The organism is Stenotrophomonas indicatrix, from assembly GCF_002750975.1.
Classification (GTDB): Bacteria; Pseudomonadota; Gammaproteobacteria; order Xanthomonadales; family Xanthomonadaceae; genus Stenotrophomonas; species Stenotrophomonas indicatrix.
Genome location: NZ_PEJS01000001.1, coordinates 2,080,484 through 2,101,256 on the forward strand (window position 1 = coordinate 2,080,484; position 20,773 = coordinate 2,101,256).

A 20,773-nucleotide genomic window follows, 5' to 3' on the forward strand; every position below is an offset into this window, starting at 1 on the left:
CAGCGGTAGGATATGTGGCCACTATACCCAATTTGGCCAAATTGGGGATTAATGAACTTCCCCCCCTTTGCGCCCCGCCCGACGGCTCAGAACGCGCGTTCCCATTTCAGGCTCAGCAGACTGCGGTCGTGGCTGTACAGCCAGTCCACGTTGCTGTCGATGCGTGCGTAACGCAGGCTCAGGCTGGGGACCAGCCCAGCCACGGCCAGGCGCTCGCTGCGCACGATGGCGATCAGGTTCTGCTCGCTGTCCTGCCGACGCGCCTCCAGCAACGGGCTCCAGGCATCGTAGTCACGCTCACGCAGCGAGACGAACACCGTGGCCGTGGTGCCGCTCCACTGGCGCGCTGCGCCCAGGCGCAGGCCGCGCTGCCGATAGCCATTGGCGGGATCGGCGGCGCTGCTGTCACTCAGGTCGACCCCGACAAACACCGTCCAGCGCGGGTTGAGCGCGCGGAACCAGGTGGCATAGATCGCCGCCAGTTCACCGTCGTAGTTGCTGGCCACGCCCTGCTGTCGATAGCGCTGGCGTTTCCAGTCAGCTTCCAGTTTCAGCAGGCTGCGCGCATCTGCGGCGAACTGCCATTCGCCATGCATGCCGGCACCGCCCTGCAGCGCGTGGTTGCCGAGTCCCTGGTAATCGTAGCTGGGCGCCAGCAGCAAGGTATGCCGTGCGCTGCGCCAGCTGTAGCCGGCCTGCACGCTGGCATTGAGTTCGTTGTAGTCGCTGTGCCCACGCCATGCCTGGCCGAACGCCAGCCCGCGCAGGTACAGCCCATGGTGGCCGGCCAACGGCAGGCGTCGTTCCAGGCTGGCGTCGTAGTCCAGGCCGAACGCTGCCTGTGCATCGGGCAACCGGCGTTCGATGAAGCAGGTGGTGCCGTCACCAAACAGGCAGGTGCGGCTGGCCGAACTGCGGTTGACGTTGTCGCTCCAGGCGGGGCCGGCGGCGATGCCACCCTTCCAGCGCTGGCGTGCATGCAGGGCCTGCAGGTACCCGTCCACCCGCGTACGCACGCCCGCCGTTGCAGGGTCGCCGCCATCGATGCCGGCTGCGATCGCCTCGAACAGGGCGATGGCATCGCGGTCGCGCTGGTCTTCGGCATACACACGCGCCAGTTCCAGCCGCGCCGGCAGGAAGTCCGGCTGCGCGGCGAGCACGGCCTCGTATTCAGCCGCGGCCTTGCCGTGCTGGCCACCCACGCGCGCCAGCGCACCCTGCGCGTAGTGGCGCAGCAGCGGATCGTTGCCAGGCAGCTCGATGTACTCGGCAAGGAAGGCGGCCGCGGCCTGCCATTGCTGGTGCTGCAGCGCGAGATAGAGCGCCTGGCCGAGGTCGTCGACAGTGCGCTCCACGCGGTACTGCTGGCCGTCGAGGGTGATGGTCGGTCGCTCGTGTTCGGCCTGGCGCAGGCGCTGCTGGTCCTGCTGTTGATGACGCAGCTCGCTGCCCTGCTCGAGCACACGGCGCAGGTCATCCTGCTGCGCGTGGGCAACGTTGAGCGGCCAGACCAGCAGCAGGACGACAAGAAAGAGAAGGTGGCGCATGTTCGATCCGGTTGAAGCACTATCGCGGGCCGAAGCAGGGACTGGCGGATCGCGGCTTGTCCCTGCCCTGCCCCGTCAGGGGCGTGGCGATCAGTTCTTGCTGCCGCCGAAGGCGGTGTCGTACTGGCTGTTGCCGGCGAAGGTGGCGATGCCGGCCAGGGTGGCGGCGTTGGCACCGAAGAACTGGCCCTGGGTGCTGCCCGACACCGAGCCGTTGGCCACGGCCGTGCCTGCGAAGGACGCATTGGCGCTGTTGATGGCAGCGTTGACGCCCACGGTCAGGCCGCCACCGGCGATCTGGCCGCGCAGGGTGCCGGCACCGAAGTCGGCGCGGAACGCACCGGTCAGCAGGTTGCTGCCGTTGAACTTGTTCAGGCCCGCCACGCTGTAGGTGGCCACGCCTGCCGGCAACGTGGTGCCTGCACGGTCACCAGCGAAATAGACCTGGCGGTTGTTGAAGCCACCGGCGGTGCCATCCTTGGACCATTCACCAAACCAGACATCGCCGCTGCCCACCTTGACGAAGTTGAAGTGGCCCATGCCGGCGTGGTTGCCCGGGGTGCCGGTGATCGGCATGGCCAGGGTGCGCACGGTGGTGCCGTTGACGGTGGTGGGTGCCGAATAGGCGCTCAGGCCCTGGAAGTCCACGCGGGTGCCACCGGACACGGTGCCGACGCCGATGCCGGCCTTGCCAGCGACGTGCGGGCCACCGTTGACCTGCGATTCGCCGACGTTGACGTTCAACTGCGGATCGGTGACGGCGCTGGCGGCGCCGACGATATCGGCAGCGTGGGCGGCACCGGCCAGGGCCAGGGTGGCGGCCACGGTGAGCAGGGAGCGGGAGAACATTTTCATGGAAAAACTCCTTGGATTGAGGGAACTACAGGTACAACGCTTGAATTGGTGAGGCGTCAGAAGCGCGCGGTGACTGCGAGCTTGAGGGTGCGACCGGGCGCCGGCAGCGTGGAGCGCGTGGCCGGGTCGACGTAGTAGCGGTTGCCGAGATTGCTGCCGACCAGTTCGACGCTGGCGTGGTCGTTGAAGCGCCAGCGCGCATAGGCATCCACCGTGGTGATGTTTCCCCAGGTGAACGGCACGTTCTGCCACAGCAGGCTGCTACCGCCGGCCAGCAAGCGGTCGCGGTAGGCCTGCAGGTCCGGGTTGTGGTGACGCCGGTAGTGCACGATGCGGCTGCCCAGTTCCAGCCGCTCGTCGAACAGGCGGGTGCCCAGCGACAGGTTCACCGACAGCTTCGGCACGGCCTGGGTCAGCAAGTAACCACCGATGAAGCCATCCTGCACGCAGTTGGGCACCAGGCCACGGTTGGCATCCAGCTGCACTGCGGTGCTTTCGTCGCACACTTTGTTTTCAAGGGTGCGGGCGATGCCCAGGTCGCTGAAGAAGCGACGGTTGTCGAAGCGCGCCTGCAGCTCAATGCCGCGCAGGGTCTGCTTGTCGATGTTGTCGAACAGGAAATACGCATCGCGCTCGATCACATCGCGGGTTTTCTGTACGTAGTAGCTGAGCTTTACGTCCGCATCGGCGGTGCCGTCGAACAGCGCAGAGAGGTTGTGCACATAACCCAGCTCGTAGTTGTAAGCGTGTTCGGGCTTGAGCGGATACAGCGGATTGAGGCTGCTGGAAAACGCGATGGTGCTTTCGAACATGCTGGGGAAGCGCTTGGCCTCGGTGTAGCGGGCATACAGGCGCGCAGCAGGCGAGAAATGCACGGTGGCCGCGAACGTGGGCAGCCAGGCATGGTCGCGGCGGCGGCTGTTGTGCGCCTGCACGGCCTGCCCCTGCACGGCGTTCTGCACCCGGCAGGTCTGGTCGGTACCGAGCACCATCGGCAGCAACCCGGGGATGGCGGCCACCTGGCCGTTGAGGCACGGGTTGCTGGCTCGCGTGTAATTGCCATCGGCATCCGCTGCCCAGGCGATGCTGTGCTCCACCGGCACCGGCGTTTCGTACTTGCTCAGCAGGTTCTTCAGCAGGTCGTCGACCAGCGAGCCCATGCCGATGCTTTCCCAGAACTCACGCTCCGATTCGATCGCATCGATCTCTCCCTGCAGGCTGGCGGGGCGTGGTGGCAGCTCATTGACCCTGTAGCGCGCCTCCTTGCTGCCGACACTGCGGGTCAGCAGCTCCGGATGCGCCTGCAGGAAGTCGTCGAACGCCCAGTAGCGGCTGTAGCGCACACCGGCGTTGAGGGTAAGGAACTCGACCGGCCGCCATTCCAGGCTCAGGTAGCCCTCGCCTTCCTGGCGCCGACCGGCGCGTGGGTACATGCGCCAGCCGTCGGTTACGCCGAAGTACGGATCGCCCGAGCGCAGTGTTTCGTACTGCCAGTTGCCACCCACGGTCAGGTCAAGCGTGGAATGCAGGCCGAAGCGGTTGCTCAGGGTCAGCCCGGTACGGTCGTTGCGGGCATTGGCCAGGGCGGTGTTGCGCAGGATCGGACTGCGGCTGGAATCCCAATCGGGGTTGCCCGAGGCGAAGTTGGGGAAGCCACCAGCGGTGTAGGTATCGCTGTTGGTTTCAGTTCGCCACAGGTTGGCGCGCAGGTCGAGCCAACGACTGCCGGCCGGCTGCCAGCGGTATTCCAGGTTCCAGGCATCGGAATCAACCCGGCTGAGCGGCCACTGGATGCGCCCGTAATCCGGTGCGGACAGGATGCGCGAGGGCATGATCTCGCCATAGTGCGAAAGCGTGTGCCGCCAGGTGGCCTTGAGCTGCTGGTCGTCGGTGATCTGCCAGGTGGCCTTCAGCAGCCACGACTCCTGTTCGCTGGACGTGTTGGGCACTTCATCACCCGGCTTGAAGTAGCGCGCCAGCGTGGTGATGTAGTCGATGCCCTGGTATTCGTACTGCTCGCGCGGGTCCTGGTCGTAGTACGCACTGCCCTTGCTGCCGGAGAAATAGTTGCCGCGCTTGCGCCACGCGTAGGCGCCCATCACGTCCACCCGCTCACCGCGCCAGCCCAGCGCCAGGCGCCAGGCCTGGTCATCGCCATCGAACGGGTTGTCACCACTGCGCGATTTCACTGGCACCACCAGGGTGCGGTCAGCATAGGGCGAGGCCGGCGATGACTGCGGAAACCCCTCCACCGTGCGGTAGTCCTCGCCGGTGTGCAGCCGTGGCAGGCGCGGCGAGACCGCATTGCTGCTGCCTTCGATCTTCAGCTCCCCGCCGAAGCGCTCGCCGGCCGGCACGATGTCGTCGACGTCGAGGGTCTTGATGACCATCGCTCCGCCGATACCGCTGTGTACATCGCGCACCAACGCTGGCCCCTTGATGACCTGGATGCCACCAATCAGGTTGGGATCGATGTAGTTGCGGTTGCTGACGCCGTTGTAGCCCCGCCATACGGTCAGTGCCTGCTCGCCGCCGTCGATGCTGACCGGCACCCGCCCCGGCCCCTGGATGCCGCGGATGTTGAGGTCCAGCGCGCCGCTGTTGCGGGCGTCGCCGCTGAACACACCGACCAGGTCCTTGACCACGTCGGCCGGGTTGGCGCCGCGATAGCGCTCCACCCGGTCGCGACCGGAATAGGCCGTGCTCAGGTCGAGCGCGAACACGTCGTCGTATCCCCAACGATCACGTGTTTCGCCGCCGTCGGCCTGCAGGCGCCCGCCCACCTTCAGCGTGTCGGTGACCACCACCCCGCCGTCATCGGCGGCGGCCTGCAGGGTCCAGGTACCGCCCGGCTCCTGCTGCGCGCGCAGGCCACTGCCCTGCAGCAACTGGTCCAGTGCCTCGGTGGGGCTGTACTGGCCCTGCACTGCGCGCGAGCGCCGCCCTTCCACCAGATCGCTGCGGAACACCACCTGCACCTGCGACTGGCGACCGAAGCTGCGCACTGCGTCGGCCAGGGCTTGTTCGGGGATGGCATACGCGCGCACGGAGGCGGTAGCGGCCTGGGCGCGGGCGGGCGGCGCCCAAGCGAAGGGAACCAGTGCCGTGGCGATGGCCAGGGCGAGGATGGTGGCGCGGCGATGACGGGCGGATGCCGGGAACGGCATGAACGGTGACTCCTCAAGGTGGCGGGACCGTGCGCACGTCGGGTGCACGCGGTTCGGTTGGCTTGAGAAGAAACGCGGTTTCGCTCTGGCTATACCACTAGAGACAAGGTGGGATCGGATCTGCCCACGGTTTTTCTTGTTGATCGACAGATCATCCACGCATGGCGTGGATCTACCATGCACCCGAGTAGATCCACGCCATGCGTGGATGAACCCACGCGCTACCCCCGTGGCATCACCACACCAACAACGCGCCGCCAGGCAAGCGCTGGCTGCGCAGACCGGCCTGCTGGGCCACTGCGGCAATCGCCGCATCCGGCTGCTGCAGATGGAACAACCCACTCACCGCCACCTGCGCGCCCTGGCCGCGCAGAACCCAGACCGGCGCACGCCGATAGCGGGCAAGGCGCTCGATCGCCTGTTGCGCAGGCAGATCATCAATGACGATATCGCCGCGTCGCCACGGTGCGATGGCCTCCACATCGGCCAGCTGCAACGGCTGCAGCCAGCGGCCATCACGGAACGCGCGTGCCTGCCCCGCCTGCAGCCGCTGCGCGGCGACATGACCCGGCCTGATCTCCACTTCGCCCTGGCTGACCTCGGTGGTCACCACGGCATCCTGCAGTGCAACGCTGAACGCCGTGCCGATGTCACGGATCTCGCCACCGCCGGCCTCCACCCGGAACGGTCGTGCTTCGTGCGCCACCTGGAACCAGGCCCTGCCACGCAGCAACTGCAGGCGGCGCTGGCCGGCGCTGAAATCAAGCGCCAGCGCGCTGCCTGCATCCAATATGGCAGTGCTGCCATCCTGCAGCTGCACCGTGCGCGGCGCGTTGTCGCTGCGCACGTCGCTGCGGACCAGCAGCCACGCGTGCGGCGCCGCTGTTACCGAAAGCAGCAGCACCGCCGCACTGGCCAGCAGCCAAGGCACTCGACGACGCGGCTGCAGGGGCCGTAGCGCGGGTTCGGCTGTCAGCTCCGGAAGCGCAGCCAGGACATCCGGGCCGGCGGCATCCAGGCCTTGCCAGAAGGCCTGTTGCTGGCGCCAGGCATCGGCATGCCGGGGATCGGCCTGCAGCCAACGTCGCAGGGCGCGTTGCTGGCGCTCCGGCAACCGGCCCGCATTGCACCGTATCACCCAGCGCAACGCCTGCCTGGCCTGATGCGGCGAGGGTATGGACGTAGTCATGATTGTGGCCTGCGGCACCACCAACGGGTGCGCCTTACAGTTGAGACAACGGCGAGCGGCATCTGCCCACAGCACATGCCGGTCATGCGCGGCTTCCCCGCTGGTGCTGCTGGATGAGCAGGGCCGCGCGCAGCACGTACTTGCCCACCACGCTCTTGGAAATACCCAGGCGCTCGGCGATCTCGCGTTCGCTCAGCCCCAGGTAGCGGTTGAGCACGAAGCACTCGCGCACCTGCGGCGGCAGCGCCAGGATGGTCTGGCTGATCTCGCGCAGCTGGGCCTGGTCCAGCGCCTGCGCCTGGCCATCAGTGCTGGCATCGGCCAGGTCGCTGGCGTACTCCGCCATCGCCCGCCGTTCGCGTGCGTCGGCCTGGCTGCGGTTGAGCGCGTGGTGGTAGGCCATGCGGTACAGATACCCGCGCGGTTCCAGGATCGGCGGATCGCCGGGCACGCTGCTGGCCTTCAGATAAAGGTTCTGCAGGGTGTCCTCGGTACTGGCCGGGTCGAGGTAGCGGGCAATGAAGCGGGACAACGCACGGCGCTCGCGGATCAACAGCTCGATCAGCGCCAGGGCATTGGGAGACATAAGTGCCAAGGCCGGACCGGGGAATGATGGGCGTGATGGCGACGGTCCGGACCGGGAGTGTAGGCGGCAACCGCCGATCCTGCACCCCCGGTCATCCGCCACGCTGCACGCACGGCATGGATCTACGGCTCTTCCAGCGCCTCGAAACGCTCGGCCAGATAGTCGATCAACGCGCGTACCGCCGGCAGCAGGCCGCGCCGCGACGGGAACACCGCATGCACGATGCCGTGCCTGGGCTGCCACTGCGGCAGGATCGGCACCAGCGCGCCGCTGGCCAGTTCGTCGGTGATCATCATCCGCGGCAGCATCAGCACGCCGACACCCGCCACCGCCGCACTGCGCAGGGCGATCATGTCATCGCTGACCAGCCGCGGGCGGTGGTGCACGCTGGCCTGCACCTGCTCAGGCCCGGCGTATTCCCAGGCATGCACCTGGGCGGGCGATGCCAGGTCCACGGTCGGCATCATCGCCAGATCAGCCGGCACTTTCGGCGTACCCATGCGCTTGAGCAAGGCCGGGCTGGCAGCGGTGCACCAGATGCGGCGGGCCAGCACACGCACCACCAGATCGCTGTCCTCCAGCGGTGGCGGGCGCACGCGGATGGCCACATCCACGCCCTCGCCCACCACGTCCACGCGCCGGTTGGTGGCATCCAGCTGCAGGGTCACCTGCGGATGCAGGGCCAGGAAGTCAGCCAGCATGGCGCCAATGCGCGCGTGCAGCAGTGCGATCGGACAGGCCAGCCGCAGGGTGCCCCGTGGCTCGGCACGCGACAGCGCGATGGCCTCCTCGGCCGCTTCGGCCTCCACCAGCATCGCCTTGCAGTGCCGGTAGTAGTCCTGGCCGATCTCGGTGACCGAGAAGCGGCGGGTGGAACGTTGGATCAGGCGGACACCCAGCCGTTCCTCCAGCAGGGCGATGCGGCGGCTGAGCTTGGACTTGGGCATCGCCAGCGCGCGCCCGGCCTGCGAGAAGCCGCCATGCTCGACCACCATGGCGAAGTAGAACAGGTCGTTCAGATCGCAGCGGCGGATGTCGGCGATGAACACGGGACGATCTCCTGCGGCCCTTGCCGGGCCTGCATCGTTCACGAAATAGGACTATGACGGCAAATTCTGCCGACTACCGGGGCCATTGTCACGTCGATATCGTCTCCGCAACGAAAAACAGCGACCGGTTGCCCCGGTCAGGAGATCGCCATGAAGCGTGTCACCGGTACCTACAGCGCCCCCCGCCCGCACTGGGTGGGCGACGGCTTCCCCGCCCGCTCGATGTTCTCCTACAACACCCACGGCCAGCACCTGAGCCCGTTCCTGCTGCTGGACTACGCCGGGCCGTACAGTTTCCCGCCCAGCGAGACCCCGCGCGGGGTCGGCCAGCATCCGCATCGCGGCTTCGAGACGGTCACCATCGTCTACGAAGGCGAAGTGGCCCATCGCGACTCGACTGGTGCCGGCGGCACCATCGGCCCGGGTGACGTGCAGTGGATGACCGCTGCCTCCGGCATCCTCCACGAGGAATTCCACACGCCGGAATTCAGCAAGCGCGGCGGCACCCTGGACATGGTGCAGCTGTGGGTGAACCTGCCCGCCAAGGACAAGATGGGCGCGCCGGGCTACCAGACCCTGCTCGATGCGCAGATTCCCTCGGTGGCCTTGCCTGACGGTGCCGGTCGCGTACGCGTCATCGCCGGGGCATTCGATGGCCATGCTGGACCGGCACGTACCCATACCCCGATGGACGTGTGGGACATCCGCCTGCTGCAGGGCCAGCACGCCGAGCTGCCGGTGGCCGATGGCCGCACCCTGGCGCTGGTGGTGCTGAAGGGCACGGTGCGGATCAACGGCGGCCAGGCAGTCGGCGAAGCACAGCTGGTGACCTTCGACCGCAGCGGCGAAGACGTGTTCATCGACGCCGACAGCGACGCCACCGTACTGCTGCTCAGCGGCGAACCCATCGACGAGCCGGTGGTGGGCTATGGCCCGTTCGTGATGAACACCCAGGCCGAGATCAGCCAGGCCGTCAGCGATTTCAACGGCGGCCGCTTCGGCCAGATCGCGCACTGATCCACTGCATTGCGGCGGGCAACCACCCGCCGCATTCCGGGCCTTCGCCCCCTCCCCAGGAGACTGACCATGAGTGCCCCCGCCAACCTCAACGGCGCCCGCCCGGTGATCGACCCGGACAACGCCGCGATGCTGCTGATCGACCACCAGAGTGGCCTGTTCCAGACCATCGGTGACATGCCGTTCACTTTAGTACGCGCGCACGCCACCGCCCTGGCGAAGATGGCCACGCTGGCGAAGATGCCGGTGATCACCACCGCGTCGGTACCGCAGGGGCCGAACGGCCCGCTGATCCCGGAGATCCATGACGCCGCACCGCATGCGCAATACGTAGCGCGACGCGGCGAGATCAACGCCTGGGACAACCCCGAATTCGTCGCCGCGGTGAAGGCCACCGGCCGCAGCCAGCTGATCATTGCCGGCACCATCACCAGCGTCTGCATGGCCTTCCCCTCGATTGCCGCCGTCGCCGACGGCTACCAGGTGTTCGCTGTGGTCGATGCCTCCGGCACCTATTCGAAGATGGCCGAGGAAATCACCCTGGCGCGCGTGGTGCAGGCCGGTGTGGTGCCGATGGATACCGCTGCGGTCGCCTCGGAAATCCAGCGCACCTGGAACCGCGAGGACGCCCAGCACTGGGCCGCGATCTACACGCAGATCTTCCCCAACTACCAGCTGCTGATCGAGAGCTACCAGAAAGCGCAGGACGTGCAGAAGAACCACGAGCAGCTGGATTCGCAGCGTAGCTGAGCCGCTGCATCCACGGCGATTTCCGCCTGCCGGCACGCCGCCGGCACCACCGCAAGCCAACCCCGACCAGGACACCCCCATGGCCAGCGAACCGATCCGTGACCCCGTCAGCGACCACCTGCTGACCCCGCAGAATTCCGCCTTCATCATCATCGACTACCAGCCGGTACAGGTGAACTCCATCGCCTCGATGGACCGCCAGCTGCTGGTCAACAACATCGTCGGCACTGCCAAGGCGGCGGTCGCCTACGGCCTGCCGATCGTGCATTCGACCGTGAACGTGCAGACCGGCCTGAACAAGCCGCCGATCGCGCAGCTGCGCAAGGTGCTGGGCGACTACCCGACCTACGACCGCACCACCATCAACTCCTGGGAAGATGTCGAGTTCCGCAAGGCGGTGGAGGCCACCGGCCGCAGGAAACTGATCATGACCGCGCTGTGGACCGAAGCCTGCCTGACCTTCCCCGCGCTGGATGCACTGAAGGAAGGCTATGAGGTCTACGTGGTGGTCGATGCAGTAGGCGGAACGTCGCTGGCCGCGCATGATGCCGCGCTGCGCCGCATCGAACAGGCCGGCGGCCAGTTGATCAGCGTGACGCAGCTGTTCTGCGAACTGCAGCGCGACTGGGTACGGGCGGAGACCGTGCCGGCCTTCATGAATCTCTTCATCGAGACCGGTGGCACGGCCGGCATCCAGTTCTCGTACGATCGTACCGAGTGATTCCTTGGCGGCTCCGGCTCCGGCTGGCGCCGCCTTTTCCTGCAACCGAGCATGGCTCGGCCCTACCACCGGGAATTCCCATGGCCTACGCACGCATTGTTTCGACCGCCGACAACTACCTGCACCACATCAGCAACGGCCACTTCGATGTCGCGGCCGATGAACCCGCTTCGCTCGGCGGCCAGGGCAAGGGCTTCGCCCCGTTCGACCTGTACCTGGCCTCGCTGGCCGCGTGTACCGCCATCACCCTGCGCATGTACGCGCAGCGCAAGGGCTGGGAGCTGGGCGAGTTCCACGCCGAGCTGCGTTCCGAACGTGATGCGGATGGACGCTTCCATGTGCACCGCGTGCTGCATGCCACCGCCGAGCTGAGCGATGCGCAGTGGCAGCGCTTGCTGGAGGTGGTGGAAAAGACCCCGGTGACGCTGGTGATGCGCGAAGGTGCACGGATCACCAGCGAGCGCGGGGCTGCTGCCTGATCGCCGGGCATGGCCCGGCGCTACCGGAGGAGCCTGGCGCCATCAGGTAGCGCCGGGTCATGCCCGGCGGCCCTGGTTTCAACGCCGTGAATGCAGCACGGTGCGCTGGCGCATGGCGTTGAACTCCTGTTCGACCTGCTGGATGTCTTCGACCTGGAAGCCGGCGGCACCGAGCAGCTGATCGGCCGCGGCGGCAGCCAGCGGATCATCCTCGCGCTGGCGCCAGCAGCGTGCCGGCAGGAAATAGCCGACCTCGCTGCGCCCGCGCATGATGACGACCGGCCGTCCTGCATACAGCAGGAATTCGGCCAGATGCTGGCGCAATCCCTCCACCGAGACATAGGCCGGCCCGATGCCCAGTGCCTGCGCGGCGGGCTCGGAACTCTCGAACAGTTTGCGACGGCTCATCCACTCCTCCTTTGTGCAACGCGTGGTCTCCTTTCCTAGACGGGCGCATTGCCGCGCCCCCGCCACACGTGTCGTGACTGTGGTCACGCTGTCCGATCAGAAACCGGTATTGAACTCCAGCTGGAACACGTCGATCGACAACGGCGGGCCCGACACTTCCTTGGCCGCCATCCACTTGCCGCTGATCCAGCTGCGGGCGTCCAGCGCATAGGCGCCGCCCACGTAGTAGCCGCGCGCATTGGTGCCGCCCAGGTGGAAGTTCGGATCGTTGTAGGCATCGGGCAGTGCATCGGCCTCGATCCGCTTGTAGCCCAGCAGGGCCTGCCACTGCCCCTTCTCCTTCAGTTCGCTGGCGCCGAAGGTGGCTTGCAGCATCCAGGCGGTGTCGCCGCTGCGGAAGGTGTCGATGCTGGCACTGCCACCGGCACCGTAGTTGTTGACGATGCCGTTGTTGGCCCGCGCGAACATGGCCTGCTTGTCATAGGCCAGGTTGCGGATGTAGTCCGCATCCAGGCGCATGCCGATGTCCTGCGCAAGCTGTGTATCCCAGCGCAGGTTGAAGGTCGCAAGGCGGAAGGCAGAAGCCAGGCCCACGTACTGCGGCGTGGGCGTGTTGGCCGGATCCAACGGGTTGCGGGCGATGTCGCGGATCAGCATCAGGGTGTTGCCCTTCTGCATGAACGCCGGCCGCGACCAGTCGGTATCGCAACCGACCGCGCCGGCGTACAGCGCGCAGGGAGACGACAGGCGACCACTGATGTTCTTGAAATCGTAGTAGCCCAGCGCCGCACGCAGGCTGTTGTCATCGTTGAAGCGCCAGTTCACCCCCACCTGCGCACCGGACAGCCACTTGTTCTCGTTGGGCGTCTTCACCCGGCTCTGGCTGGGCGCGCTGTCGGAGGTGTACTCCAACGGCACCACCGCCAGGTTGCCGAACAGGCCGACGTCCTCGGCGAGGTCGTAGCTGAGATTGGCCGCCAGGCCGTCGAAGTTCAGATCGTTGGAGAACAGCGTGTCACTGGTCCAGAACGGATTGCCGAAGCGTCCGCCGCGCACCGTCACCCAGTCGGCCGGGCTGTAGGCCAGCCATGCCTGGTCCAGCCACACGTCCTTCTTGCCCAGGCCACCGCCAAGCTGTTCGGTGGTGGACACCGGCCCGTTGCTGCTGCCGCTGGCCAGGCGCACGCCTGCGGTGGTGTGCTGGCCGATCGTCGCTTCGATGCCCAGCCGTGCGCGGATGCGCCACAGATTGCGGCGGTCCTGGCGGGTGTTGAGCAGCGGCGGCAGCTGCAGGTTGGTGTTGTTGTTGGTATCGAAGCCGTTGCCGGCGTTCACCGAGGCCCAGTTGGTCTCGATGTCGCTGTTGCGCTCGGAGTAGAAGCGCGATTCGCTGCGCACACGCATGTCACCGCTGACCTTGATGCGCTTGGTCCACTCGGCCACCTCGTTCGGCGCGGCCCAGCCCTCGGCTTTGGCCTGCGCCATCACGTCCTGGCGTACCTCATCACGGATGCCATCGCGCACGCTCTGCGGCACGTACGGCACACGCACATCACCGGCTTCCAGCGCCACCCCACCGCTGCTGGCTGCGCTGACCGCGGTGCCGCGTTGTGCAGCCGCCGCTTCTGCTTCGGCCTGCACCAACAGGGCCTGGCCGTCTTCGGGCTTGAGCGCGCCGCTGGCGATCAGCCCCTTGATCAACTTGACCATGGTGGTTTCGGCCGCCATCGCACTGGCCGGCGCGGCCAGGCTGAGCAGTACGGCGCAGCACAGCAACGCCCGTCGGGCCGGCCGTGGGCGGCGGGATGCGGTTCGAGCGCGGTCGTGGTCGTTCATCACGGTTCTCATCGAAAGAAGGGAAATCACGGAAGTCATCGGTCACGCGCCGGGACGGCGCCCCTGGATCAGCACGCGCGCGGGGAAATCCAGCGACGCTGGTGGCATCTGGTCGACCTTGCCGATCTGTCGCAGTGCTTCAAGCACGGCCACGTCGGCCTCTTCGTTGCCGCTGCCACGCACCAGCTCGACCTTCTCCAGCCGGCCATCGGGCGCCAGCCAGACATTCACCTGCAGCTGGAACGCCAGGCGCTTGACCCGCGCATCGCGCGAAATCGCCTGCTGCATCAGATAGCCCAGGTAGCGGCCATAGCTGGCGTTGCCGGCACCACCGCGGCCAACGCCGGACGAGCCACCGCCGCTGCCCGACTGGATGCCGAAGTTGTCTCCACCGGCCTGTGCATCGGCGTCCATGGTCACCGGGTCGGTGTTGTCCGGCGTCGGCGTCGGTTCTTCGGCCGGCGTTGGCTGCTCCAGCGGCTCCGGCTCGGGCACGGTCTCTTCCGGCGGCGTCTCCGGCTCAGGCGGCTTTTCCGGTGGTGGTGGTGGAGGCGGCGGCGGTGGTGGCAACGCCAGCATCGGCGGCTGCACCACCGGCCGGCGGGTGCTGGCGGTGTCCTTGAACAGCAGCCACCACACGGCAACACCCAGTACCAGCAGCGCCGCCAGCACCAGCGCGATCGTCACCAGCAACTGGCGTCCGCGCGTACCGGGCTCCTGCAGGGGTGGTCGATGACCGGCCATGCCTCAGCCCTGCGCCTTGCCGGTGACCAGGCCGACCTGGGCCAGCTCCAGCCGGCGCAGCAGATCCAGCACCTCGACCACGCGTGCGTACTGCACCTGCGCATCACCGCGCACGATCACCGGGAAATCCGGCGAGGTTGCCCGTTCGGTACGCAGGCGGTCCTCCAGCTCGGTCATCGTCACCGGGTAGGCATCCAGGAACACCTGGCCGCTGGGGTCGATGGTGATCGCCTTGGTCTTGGGCTTCTCCAGTGCGGTGCTGTTGCTGGCCTTCGGCAGGTTGACCTCGATGCCGGGAATGGAGGCGTTGCTGGTCAGGATGAAGATCACCAACACCACCAGCAGCACGTCGACGAAGGGCGTCACGTTGATGCCCTTCTCGCGCTTCTTGATGCCGAACTTCGCCTTGTAGCCCATGGCCGGCCCCTCAGCCCTGGACCACGGCCGGGCCGCGCCCGTCCTGCTCTTCGGCCAGGCGGGCGGCGAACTCGTCGATGAACACCGCCATGTCGGCGCCGATCGCTTCGGCGCGTGCCCCCAGCCAGTTGTAGCCGAACAGCGCAGGAATCGCGACGCCCAGGCCGGCGGCGGTACACAGCAGCGCTGCCGCCATGCCCGGGGCCACCGAGTTGATGTCCACCGCACCGGCCATCGCCGCCACCACGAACACCAGCATGATGCCGATCACGGTGCCGAACAGACCGACATACGGTGCGCCCTCGATGGTGGTCGACAGCCAGTTCATGCGCCTCGCCATCGCTTCCTGTTCGCGCACCATCACCGCATCCATCGACGCGCGGATGGCGGCGATGGTGGCCGCGCTCAGGTAGCCGGAGTTGCCATCGCGCTGATGACGCTGCTGCATTTCATCGATGGCCACCTGGTAGATGCGCCACAGCGAGCCATCGTGCATCGCCGTCGGCACCTTGCCCTGCCGGTCCATCTCGGACAACGTGCGCAGCGGCACGCCGGAGAGCTTGCTGAAGCTCTCGGTGAACACCGCATTGGCCTTGCTGGTGCGGCCGAAATGACGGCTCTTGGCGATCATGATCGCCCAGGACAACAGCATCATCAGGCCGAGGATGGCGACCACCACCCAGGCATCGAACGGCATCGCCTTGAGGATGAAGGCGAAGTGGCTCTGCCCGGCCGACTGCTCGTCGGCGCCGTAGCTGATCAGGCGCGAATCGGCGCCCTGCGCGGTGGCATCTGCCAGCAGCAGCGCCGCCGGGCGTGCTACGCGTGAGATGCGCAGTTCATCCAGCGCGCCATCGAAGTTGGCCAGCGGTTGCGCCGCGCCCGGCGCATCGGCACCCACCACCGCTGCGGTGGTCAGTGCCGGCAACTCACCACTGAGCTGGGCCACCACGCGACCGTTCAGATACAGCTGCAGCGACCCTTTCTCGGCGGTAACCGCAACATGCGCCCACTGCCCTTCCGGAATCGGCTGCGCCGGCGTGCTGCGTTGACCGTTGAGCTGCACGAACGGCACCCGGTTGTCGATCCCCACCACCAGCTCGGCGCTGCCGTCGCCGCGGGCATAGATCGCCTGCGCGGTGGTCAGCGCGCCCGGTTTGATCCAGGCAGAAACGGTAAGCGGCGCACCCGCTTCCTGTGCCAGCGAAGCACTGGCCGGCAGCGGCAGTGGACCAGCGCCCAGCTGCACGCCACGCCCGATCACCGTGCTTTCCGCCGCAGGCACTACCGCACCGGCCGTGTTGCCGTAGGCCGTGGTATCACGCGCCGGCGCATTGGCTTCGGCAAAGTGGTAGACCAGCGTGTAGTCCGGATCGAACACCTGCTGGCCATTGCCGCTGGCCGGTGCCTTCGCATTGCCGTAGTACATCCAGATCGTCTGCGGCGCGCTGGCGGTCAGTGCCGGAACGTCCACCCAGACCAGGGCCAGGCCCAGGTTCGGGTCGAACTGCTCGATCTGATGGGCCAGCACCGTACGCCCGTCGGCAGAAACGAAACGCAGGTCGTTGCCACCCTCCTGGGTGCCATCAAAACCGAAGTTGCCGGTATGCAGGCGCAGCAGCAGCGGCGTACGCCCGGGGTTGCCGGTCAACCCCGCGCCCTGTGGGCCTGCGTCGACGGTGATCGGCTTGCGGTACTTCCATTCGGCCTGCCACCAGTTGGCATCGGCCGCGGCGGCGGGCAGCGCGATCAGCGCAGCCAACAGCAGCAACATTCGGGAAAGCAGACGGTCCATGCAAAAGGTCTCCGGAGAACGCATCTCAAGGGAAGGGTCAGTAGCTGGTGCTGATGTTGAAATGCAGGCGCGGGTCGTCCTTGCGCGTGACCGGGCCATCGGCGTAGGGCCAGGCGTAGTCCAGGCGCAGCTGCAGGTGTTCGCCCAGGCGCAGCTGCGCGCCCAGCCCGACCGACGCCAGGTTGTACTTGTCGCGCTGTTCCGGCAGCGGCTGACGCAGGCGCAGGTAGGCCGCGTCGGCGAAGCTGTACAGCCGCAGGTCGGTACCGCTCCACAGCGACCACGCCGGGGTGCGCCATTCCAGGTTGGCCAGGCCACCGTAGTCGCCGATCGCTTCGGCCGACAGGTAGCCGCGCACGGTGTACATGCCGCCGGCGGCGAACTGTTCGGCCGAGACCAGCGGTGCATCGGTCGCTTGCAGCGAGCCACGCGCAGACCACTGCCAGTCGTTGCCGAAGGTGTGCGTGTTGGAGACATCGGCCTTGAAGGCCACGAAACTCGGATCGGCCCAGTAGCGCTTCTGACCGAAATCGGTGGCGTTGCTGCCGTAACCGAACAGACGCCGGGTTCCCGCCACCAGCTGCGTGTTGATGCTCAGCTGATCGTGCTCGCCCTGGCGCACGCCGACGAAGGCCAGCGTGACCGGTGCGTACTTCAAGGGCGTCTTCAGGCTGTCCTTGCCCATCTGCGTGTCTTCTTCGGTGTCCTTGAAGTCCACGCCGAGGCTGAGCTGGCGCCACCAAGCGCTGCTGCCCGGCAGGCGGTAGTTGAGCTTGAGACCGATCGAATGACCGTTGCCGATCACGTTGGTGCCGGTGCCCGTGCCTGCGCCGCCTTGTCCGCCGGCATTGAGTACGCGGCTGTCGGACGTGTAGCCCGATGCCTCAAGACTCCACGGCGTGCCCTCGAAGGGAACGGTGTAGGCGGCGGAGAACACCTTTGCCTGGTGGGTGTCTTCCGGCGCGATGAACACGCCGATGCTCGCACTGTGGCCGCGCCGCCACAGGTTGTCGTGGGCCAGCGATGCACTCAGGCGCAGCTTCTCGGTATCGGCGCTGTGGTCGTTGTTGAGCGCCGCACTGGCACGCCAGGGTGACTTTTCTTCCACCTGCAGGTCCACATCCATGGTGCCCGGCACCTGGCCTTCGCGCACCAATGGCATCACCTGACGGCGGCCCCCTTCGTTCAGCGCCGTCAGTTCCTTCTGTGCCTGGTCGAAATCGGGCACGCGCCCTTCAGCCAACGACGGCACCCGCTCACGGATGCGCTCGGGTGAGTCATGGCGGGCACCGACCACGCGCAGCTGGCCAATGGGCGTCTGCTGCACCTTCAGCAGCACCACGCCCGCGTTGACCTGCTGCTCGGGCAGCTCCACATAGACCGATTGGTAGCCGGCCTGCTGGTACAGCGCGTTGACTGCATCGCGCGCCTTCTCGACATCGGCGAGCGTTTTGCCGGGGCCGAGGAACGGTTCGACCGCGCGTTCGATCTGGCGCGCATCGAGCACGGTGTTGCCGCGCACGATGTACTCGTTGATGTTCACCGTGGGCGCTGGCGCGGCGTCCTGCGCGAACGCTGGAGACGGCAGCGACGCCAGGGCCAGCAGCAAGGGATGCAGGCGCAGCGGAAGGCGAACGGCACGGCACGGAACGGGAGTCATCGAAGGCATCGCGTCGTATCGAAGGGAATGGCCAGGGAGCGGCGCGTGGGTCTACCAACAGGACGTGCAGGCCGCGTCAAAACCGCCAACAGTTTTGTGACAGCACTGTCATCTGTTGACGATGCTGAAACAGGCGCAGGCGGACACTTCGCCTGGCACACGTCTTCATTGCAAAGCGCTTGCTGCCTCGGGTGATTCAGGATGCACACCACTCTGCTTACGCCAAACCGCCCTGCCCTCTGCCTGACGTTGGTTCTGGCTCTGGCTTCGCCCTGGGCGCGGGCCGAGCAGGCTGCCAAACAGCCAGATGCAGCGCCATGCATCGAAGTACAGGTCAATGGCGAGCGCATCCCCGCCTGGGACTGCCTGCAACGCAAGCTGGCGCCGGCAGAGAACAACGCCCTCCATCCCAATCTTCCCGAGGCCGAACGCTTGATGCGCAAGCCCGGCAACCAGTTGCTGCAGTACAACCTGGAGGGCACGCGGCAACGCATGGGCGATGCGTTCGGGCGTTCGGTGGTGCCACAGCGCCCAGCGCGCTGAGCCGTGTTCAGTGCCGTCCCACGGCGGCGGGAACGATGCCATCGGTAGGCATGGGCGGCAGTTCGGGCACGAGCAGCGAGCGCGGCTGGCCTGCCTGTTGCAGTTCAACCGCGTTCGCGCTGATTGCTGCCAGGACCGTGGATGGGCCGAGACGCTGGCCCGGTGCATAGGCCTGGGCAGGCGCCCCATCCACCGACAGCAATGCCAGTGGCGCCTGCCGCCCTGCCATCACCCCCAGCACGGTCACCTCGGTCTGTACTGCACCTGGCGAAAGCAGCCGCACCAGCGGTGCGCTCGCAGCGTCGTCGAAGGCCGGGGCAGCGGGTACGGCGACCTGCACCGTGGCGGCGGCAGCGCGAGCCGGCGCCATGAACAGGGCCATGCCCCAGTATCCCGCCACGGTCAGCAGCAGCATGGCCGCCAGCAGGGTCAACGTGCGATTGCGATCCCAACGCCTGCCGTCCATGTTCCGCACCTTCGCCAGGTTCCTGTGCGGCCACGCTAGCAGCTGACGCTGACGCTTTTGTTTCATCATCCGCGCCTACGCTGGCAGGTATCGGCAAGGACGGGAAGCGATGTGCGATGCAACGCAGGCCACGCGGTTTCACCCTGATCGAACTGATGGTGGTGCTGGTCATCATCGGCATCTGCACGGCGGGTATCGGACTCGGCCTGGGCAGCCTGCTCGACCCTGCGCGGCAGCTGCGCCAGGAATCGGAGCGGCTGGCGCAGCGCCTGCAGGTCGCTCGCGATGAAGCGCGCATCGATGGTCGGCCGATCCGCTGGCAGGCCACTTCAGAGGGCTACCGCTTCAGCCGCCGCGACAGCCAGGGCTGGGTCGAGCTGCGGCGCGATGACCTGCTGCGCCCCCAGCAGTGGCAGACCCGTGGCATCACCGTTCAACCCATGGCCGCCATCGAGCTGAGCCCCGAATGGATTGGTGTGCCGTGGGAGCTGGCGTTGTCGCTGGACGGGCGTCGACTGCGTCTTCGTGATGATGGCAGCGGACAATTGCAGGTCCTGCAGTGAAAAGACAGCAACACGGATTCACGTTGATCGAGGTGCTGATCGCGTTGGCCATCGTGGCCATCGCATTGGCGGCGGTGATGCGCTCGGTGGCGGTGGCGACCGATGACCAGTCGCGTCTGCGTGACCGTCGGCTGGCCCTGTTGTGCGCGCAGGACCGCTGGCAGGAGCTGCGTCTGTCCGCACAGCCTCCCGGCGATGCACGTCTGCTGTGCCTGCAGGGGCGCACCCGCTTCCTGGTGCAGCAGCACCTGGGCAATGGCGCCGACGGACAACCGCAGCTGGAGTTGAGCGTGGTGGCCGAAGATGCACCGAAACAATCGCTGACGCGCCTGCAGTTGCCGTGGACGGCGGCGCCATGAAACGCGCGGCGGGCGGTTTCACCCTGATCGAGGTGATGATCGCCATCACCATCATGGGCGTGCTGGCGGTGATCTGCTGGCGCGCCCTGGACAGCGTGGCCAATACGGACCAGCGCCTGCGCCAGGCCGATGCCGAGACCAGCACGGCGATGCGGGTGCTGCAGCAGTTCCAGCGCGATATCGAGATGCGCGCTGACGATGCGCTGATGAACGGCGCGGTGCGCCCGGCCGATCAACCCGCGCGGCTGCTGCCGCCGTCGTTGACCAGTGAGCGCCACCCCGATGGTGGCTTCACGCTGGAGATCACCCGCAGCGTCGGTAGTGATGGGCTGCAGTGGCAGCGCGTTCGCTGGTGGCGGCAAGGCAGCACGTTGTGGCGTGCCAGCGGTACGCCTTCCGATCATTATCCGCTGCCGGCGCCCGAGCCAACGCGCGGGTTGCTGGTGGCACGTGATGTGCAGCGCTTCGAGGTGCGGGCGTGGCAGCCAGGGGTGGGTTGGGCGATGCTGCCGAGCCAGGGCGAGGTATTGCCGGCTACCGGTCTGGAGTTGCGGTTGGGGTTGCGTGATGGGCGCGGGCCGTTGAATTACCGGCGGGTGGTGGCGCTCTGAGAGGAGCATCC

At 67.0% G+C, this 20,773-nt stretch carries 21 protein-coding genes; 8 read left to right on the top strand and 13 right to left on the bottom strand.

Annotated elements, in window-relative coordinates; all coding sequences use genetic code 11:
• Positions 1-86 precede the first annotated feature (86 nt).
• The 6 genes from CR918_RS09660 to CR918_RS09685 all read right to left on the bottom strand — a co-directional run bounded on the left by CR918_RS09660 (position 87) and on the right by CR918_RS09685 (position 8,393).
• On the bottom strand, positions 87-1,547 hold the full coding sequence (locus CR918_RS09660) for a surface lipoprotein assembly modifier (RefSeq protein ID WP_099842616.1): 1,461 nt from the start codon (positions 1,545-1,547) through the stop codon (positions 87-89).
• A 90-nt stretch (positions 1,548-1,637) separates the two neighbouring features.
• Positions 1,638-2,402 (bottom strand): Slam-dependent surface lipoprotein, encoded by a 765-nt coding sequence (locus tag CR918_RS09665; RefSeq protein ID WP_099784327.1) that lies wholly within the window; start codon positions 2,400-2,402, stop codon positions 1,638-1,640.
• Positions 2,403-2,458: 56 nt separating this feature from the next.
• Positions 2,459-5,569 carry a TonB-dependent receptor gene (locus tag CR918_RS09670; protein WP_099842618.1) on the bottom strand — a complete coding sequence of 1,037 codons (3,111 nt, stop codon included), beginning with the start codon at positions 5,567-5,569 and terminating at the stop codon, positions 2,459-2,461.
• Positions 5,570-5,804: 235 nt separating this feature from the next.
• Positions 5,805-6,758: a FecR family protein gene (locus CR918_RS09675; RefSeq protein WP_099844319.1), complete on the bottom strand. Its 954-nt coding sequence runs from the start codon at positions 6,756-6,758 to the stop codon at positions 5,805-5,807.
• A gap of 82 nt (positions 6,759-6,840) precedes the next feature.
• The gene (locus tag CR918_RS09680; protein WP_099784331.1) at positions 6,841-7,344 is read right to left on the bottom strand and encodes an RNA polymerase sigma factor; all 504 of its coding nucleotides are present in this window, start codon (positions 7,342-7,344) and stop codon (positions 6,841-6,843) included.
• Positions 7,345-7,466: 122 nt separating this feature from the next.
• Positions 7,467-8,393 (bottom strand): LysR family transcriptional regulator, encoded by a 927-nt coding sequence (locus CR918_RS09685; protein WP_032974583.1) that lies wholly within the window; start codon positions 8,391-8,393, stop codon positions 7,467-7,469.
• 150 nt (positions 8,394-8,543) lie between these two features.
• Between CR918_RS09685 and CR918_RS09690 the strand changes: the two genes are divergently transcribed.
• From CR918_RS09690 to CR918_RS09705, 4 genes are all read left to right on the top strand, one after another.
• A complete protein-coding gene (locus CR918_RS09690) occupies positions 8,544-9,410 on the top strand; it encodes a pirin family protein (protein ID WP_099842620.1) in 867 nt (288 codons plus the stop codon).
• A 69-nt stretch (positions 9,411-9,479) separates the two neighbouring features.
• Positions 9,480-10,160 (top strand): hydrolase, encoded by a 681-nt coding sequence (locus tag CR918_RS09695; protein WP_099842622.1) that lies wholly within the window; start codon positions 9,480-9,482, stop codon positions 10,158-10,160.
• A 79-nt stretch (positions 10,161-10,239) separates the two neighbouring features.
• Positions 10,240-10,881, top strand: coding sequence for a hydrolase (locus tag CR918_RS09700; RefSeq protein WP_099784337.1), 642 nt, complete (start codon positions 10,240-10,242; stop codon positions 10,879-10,881).
• Positions 10,882-10,961: 80 nt separating this feature from the next.
• Positions 10,962-11,360, top strand: coding sequence for an OsmC family protein (locus CR918_RS09705; RefSeq protein WP_025874386.1), 399 nt, complete (start codon positions 10,962-10,964; stop codon positions 11,358-11,360).
• A gap of 78 nt (positions 11,361-11,438) precedes the next feature.
• On the opposite strand, the gene CR918_RS09710 is transcribed toward CR918_RS09705, so the two are convergent.
• The 6 genes from CR918_RS09710 to CR918_RS09735 form a co-directional block, all read right to left on the bottom strand.
• Positions 11,439-11,768, bottom strand: a complete 330-nt coding sequence (locus CR918_RS09710; RefSeq protein WP_099842624.1) for a hypothetical protein — start codon at positions 11,766-11,768, stop codon at positions 11,439-11,441.
• A gap of 96 nt (positions 11,769-11,864) precedes the next feature.
• On the bottom strand, positions 11,865-13,604 hold the full coding sequence (locus tag CR918_RS09715) for a putative porin (protein WP_099842626.1): 1,740 nt from the start codon (positions 13,602-13,604) through the stop codon (positions 11,865-11,867).
• A gap of 42 nt (positions 13,605-13,646) precedes the next feature.
• Positions 13,647-14,348, bottom strand: a complete 702-nt coding sequence (gene tolA / locus CR918_RS09720) for a cell envelope integrity protein TolA (RefSeq protein ID WP_099842628.1) — start codon at positions 14,346-14,348, stop codon at positions 13,647-13,649.
• Positions 14,349-14,351: 3 nt separating this feature from the next.
• Positions 14,352-14,765, bottom strand: a complete 414-nt coding sequence (locus CR918_RS09725; protein WP_025874382.1) for an ExbD/TolR family protein — start codon at positions 14,763-14,765, stop codon at positions 14,352-14,354.
• 10 nt (positions 14,766-14,775) lie between these two features.
• Entirely contained in the window at positions 14,776-16,560 is a 1,785-nt protein-coding gene (locus CR918_RS09730; RefSeq protein WP_099842630.1) for a DUF2341 domain-containing protein, read from the bottom strand.
• A 37-nt stretch (positions 16,561-16,597) separates the two neighbouring features.
• Positions 16,598-18,220, bottom strand: a complete 1,623-nt coding sequence (locus CR918_RS09735) for a ShlB/FhaC/HecB family hemolysin secretion/activation protein (protein ID WP_099842632.1) — start codon at positions 18,218-18,220, stop codon at positions 16,598-16,600.
• Between the two features lie 201 nt (positions 18,221-18,421).
• Here CR918_RS09735 and CR918_RS09740 point away from each other — a divergent pair, with 201 nt between their 5' ends.
• Positions 18,422-18,763, top strand: a complete 342-nt coding sequence (locus tag CR918_RS09740) for a hypothetical protein (protein WP_099842634.1) — start codon at positions 18,422-18,424, stop codon at positions 18,761-18,763.
• Between the two features lie 7 nt (positions 18,764-18,770).
• On the opposite strand, the gene CR918_RS09745 is transcribed toward CR918_RS09740, so the two are convergent.
• Complete coding sequence (locus CR918_RS09745) at positions 18,771-19,229, bottom strand: general secretion pathway protein (protein WP_099842636.1); 459 nt, start codon at positions 19,227-19,229, stop codon at positions 18,771-18,773.
• Positions 19,230-19,345: 116 nt separating this feature from the next.
• On the opposite strand from CR918_RS09745, the gene gspH reads away from it, so the two are divergent.
• Genes gspH through CR918_RS09760 form a run of 3 tightly spaced genes read left to right on the top strand, consistent with a single transcriptional unit; the run spans position 19,346 to position 20,762 of the window.
• A complete protein-coding gene (gene gspH / locus CR918_RS09750) occupies positions 19,346-19,792 on the top strand; it encodes a type II secretion system minor pseudopilin GspH (RefSeq protein ID WP_099842638.1) in 447 nt (148 codons plus the stop codon).
• Positions 19,789-20,151, top strand: coding sequence for a type II secretion system minor pseudopilin GspI (gene gspI, locus CR918_RS09755; RefSeq protein WP_025874376.1), 363 nt, complete (start codon positions 19,789-19,791; stop codon positions 20,149-20,151). Before gspH ends, gspI begins: the two co-directional genes overlap by 4 nt.
• The gene (locus CR918_RS09760; RefSeq protein WP_099844321.1) at positions 20,148-20,762 is read left to right on the top strand and encodes a prepilin-type N-terminal cleavage/methylation domain-containing protein; all 615 of its coding nucleotides are present in this window, start codon (positions 20,148-20,150) and stop codon (positions 20,760-20,762) included. The genes gspI and CR918_RS09760 overlap by 4 nt, the downstream gene beginning before the upstream one ends.
• The last annotated feature ends 11 nt before the right edge of the window (positions 20,763-20,773 follow it).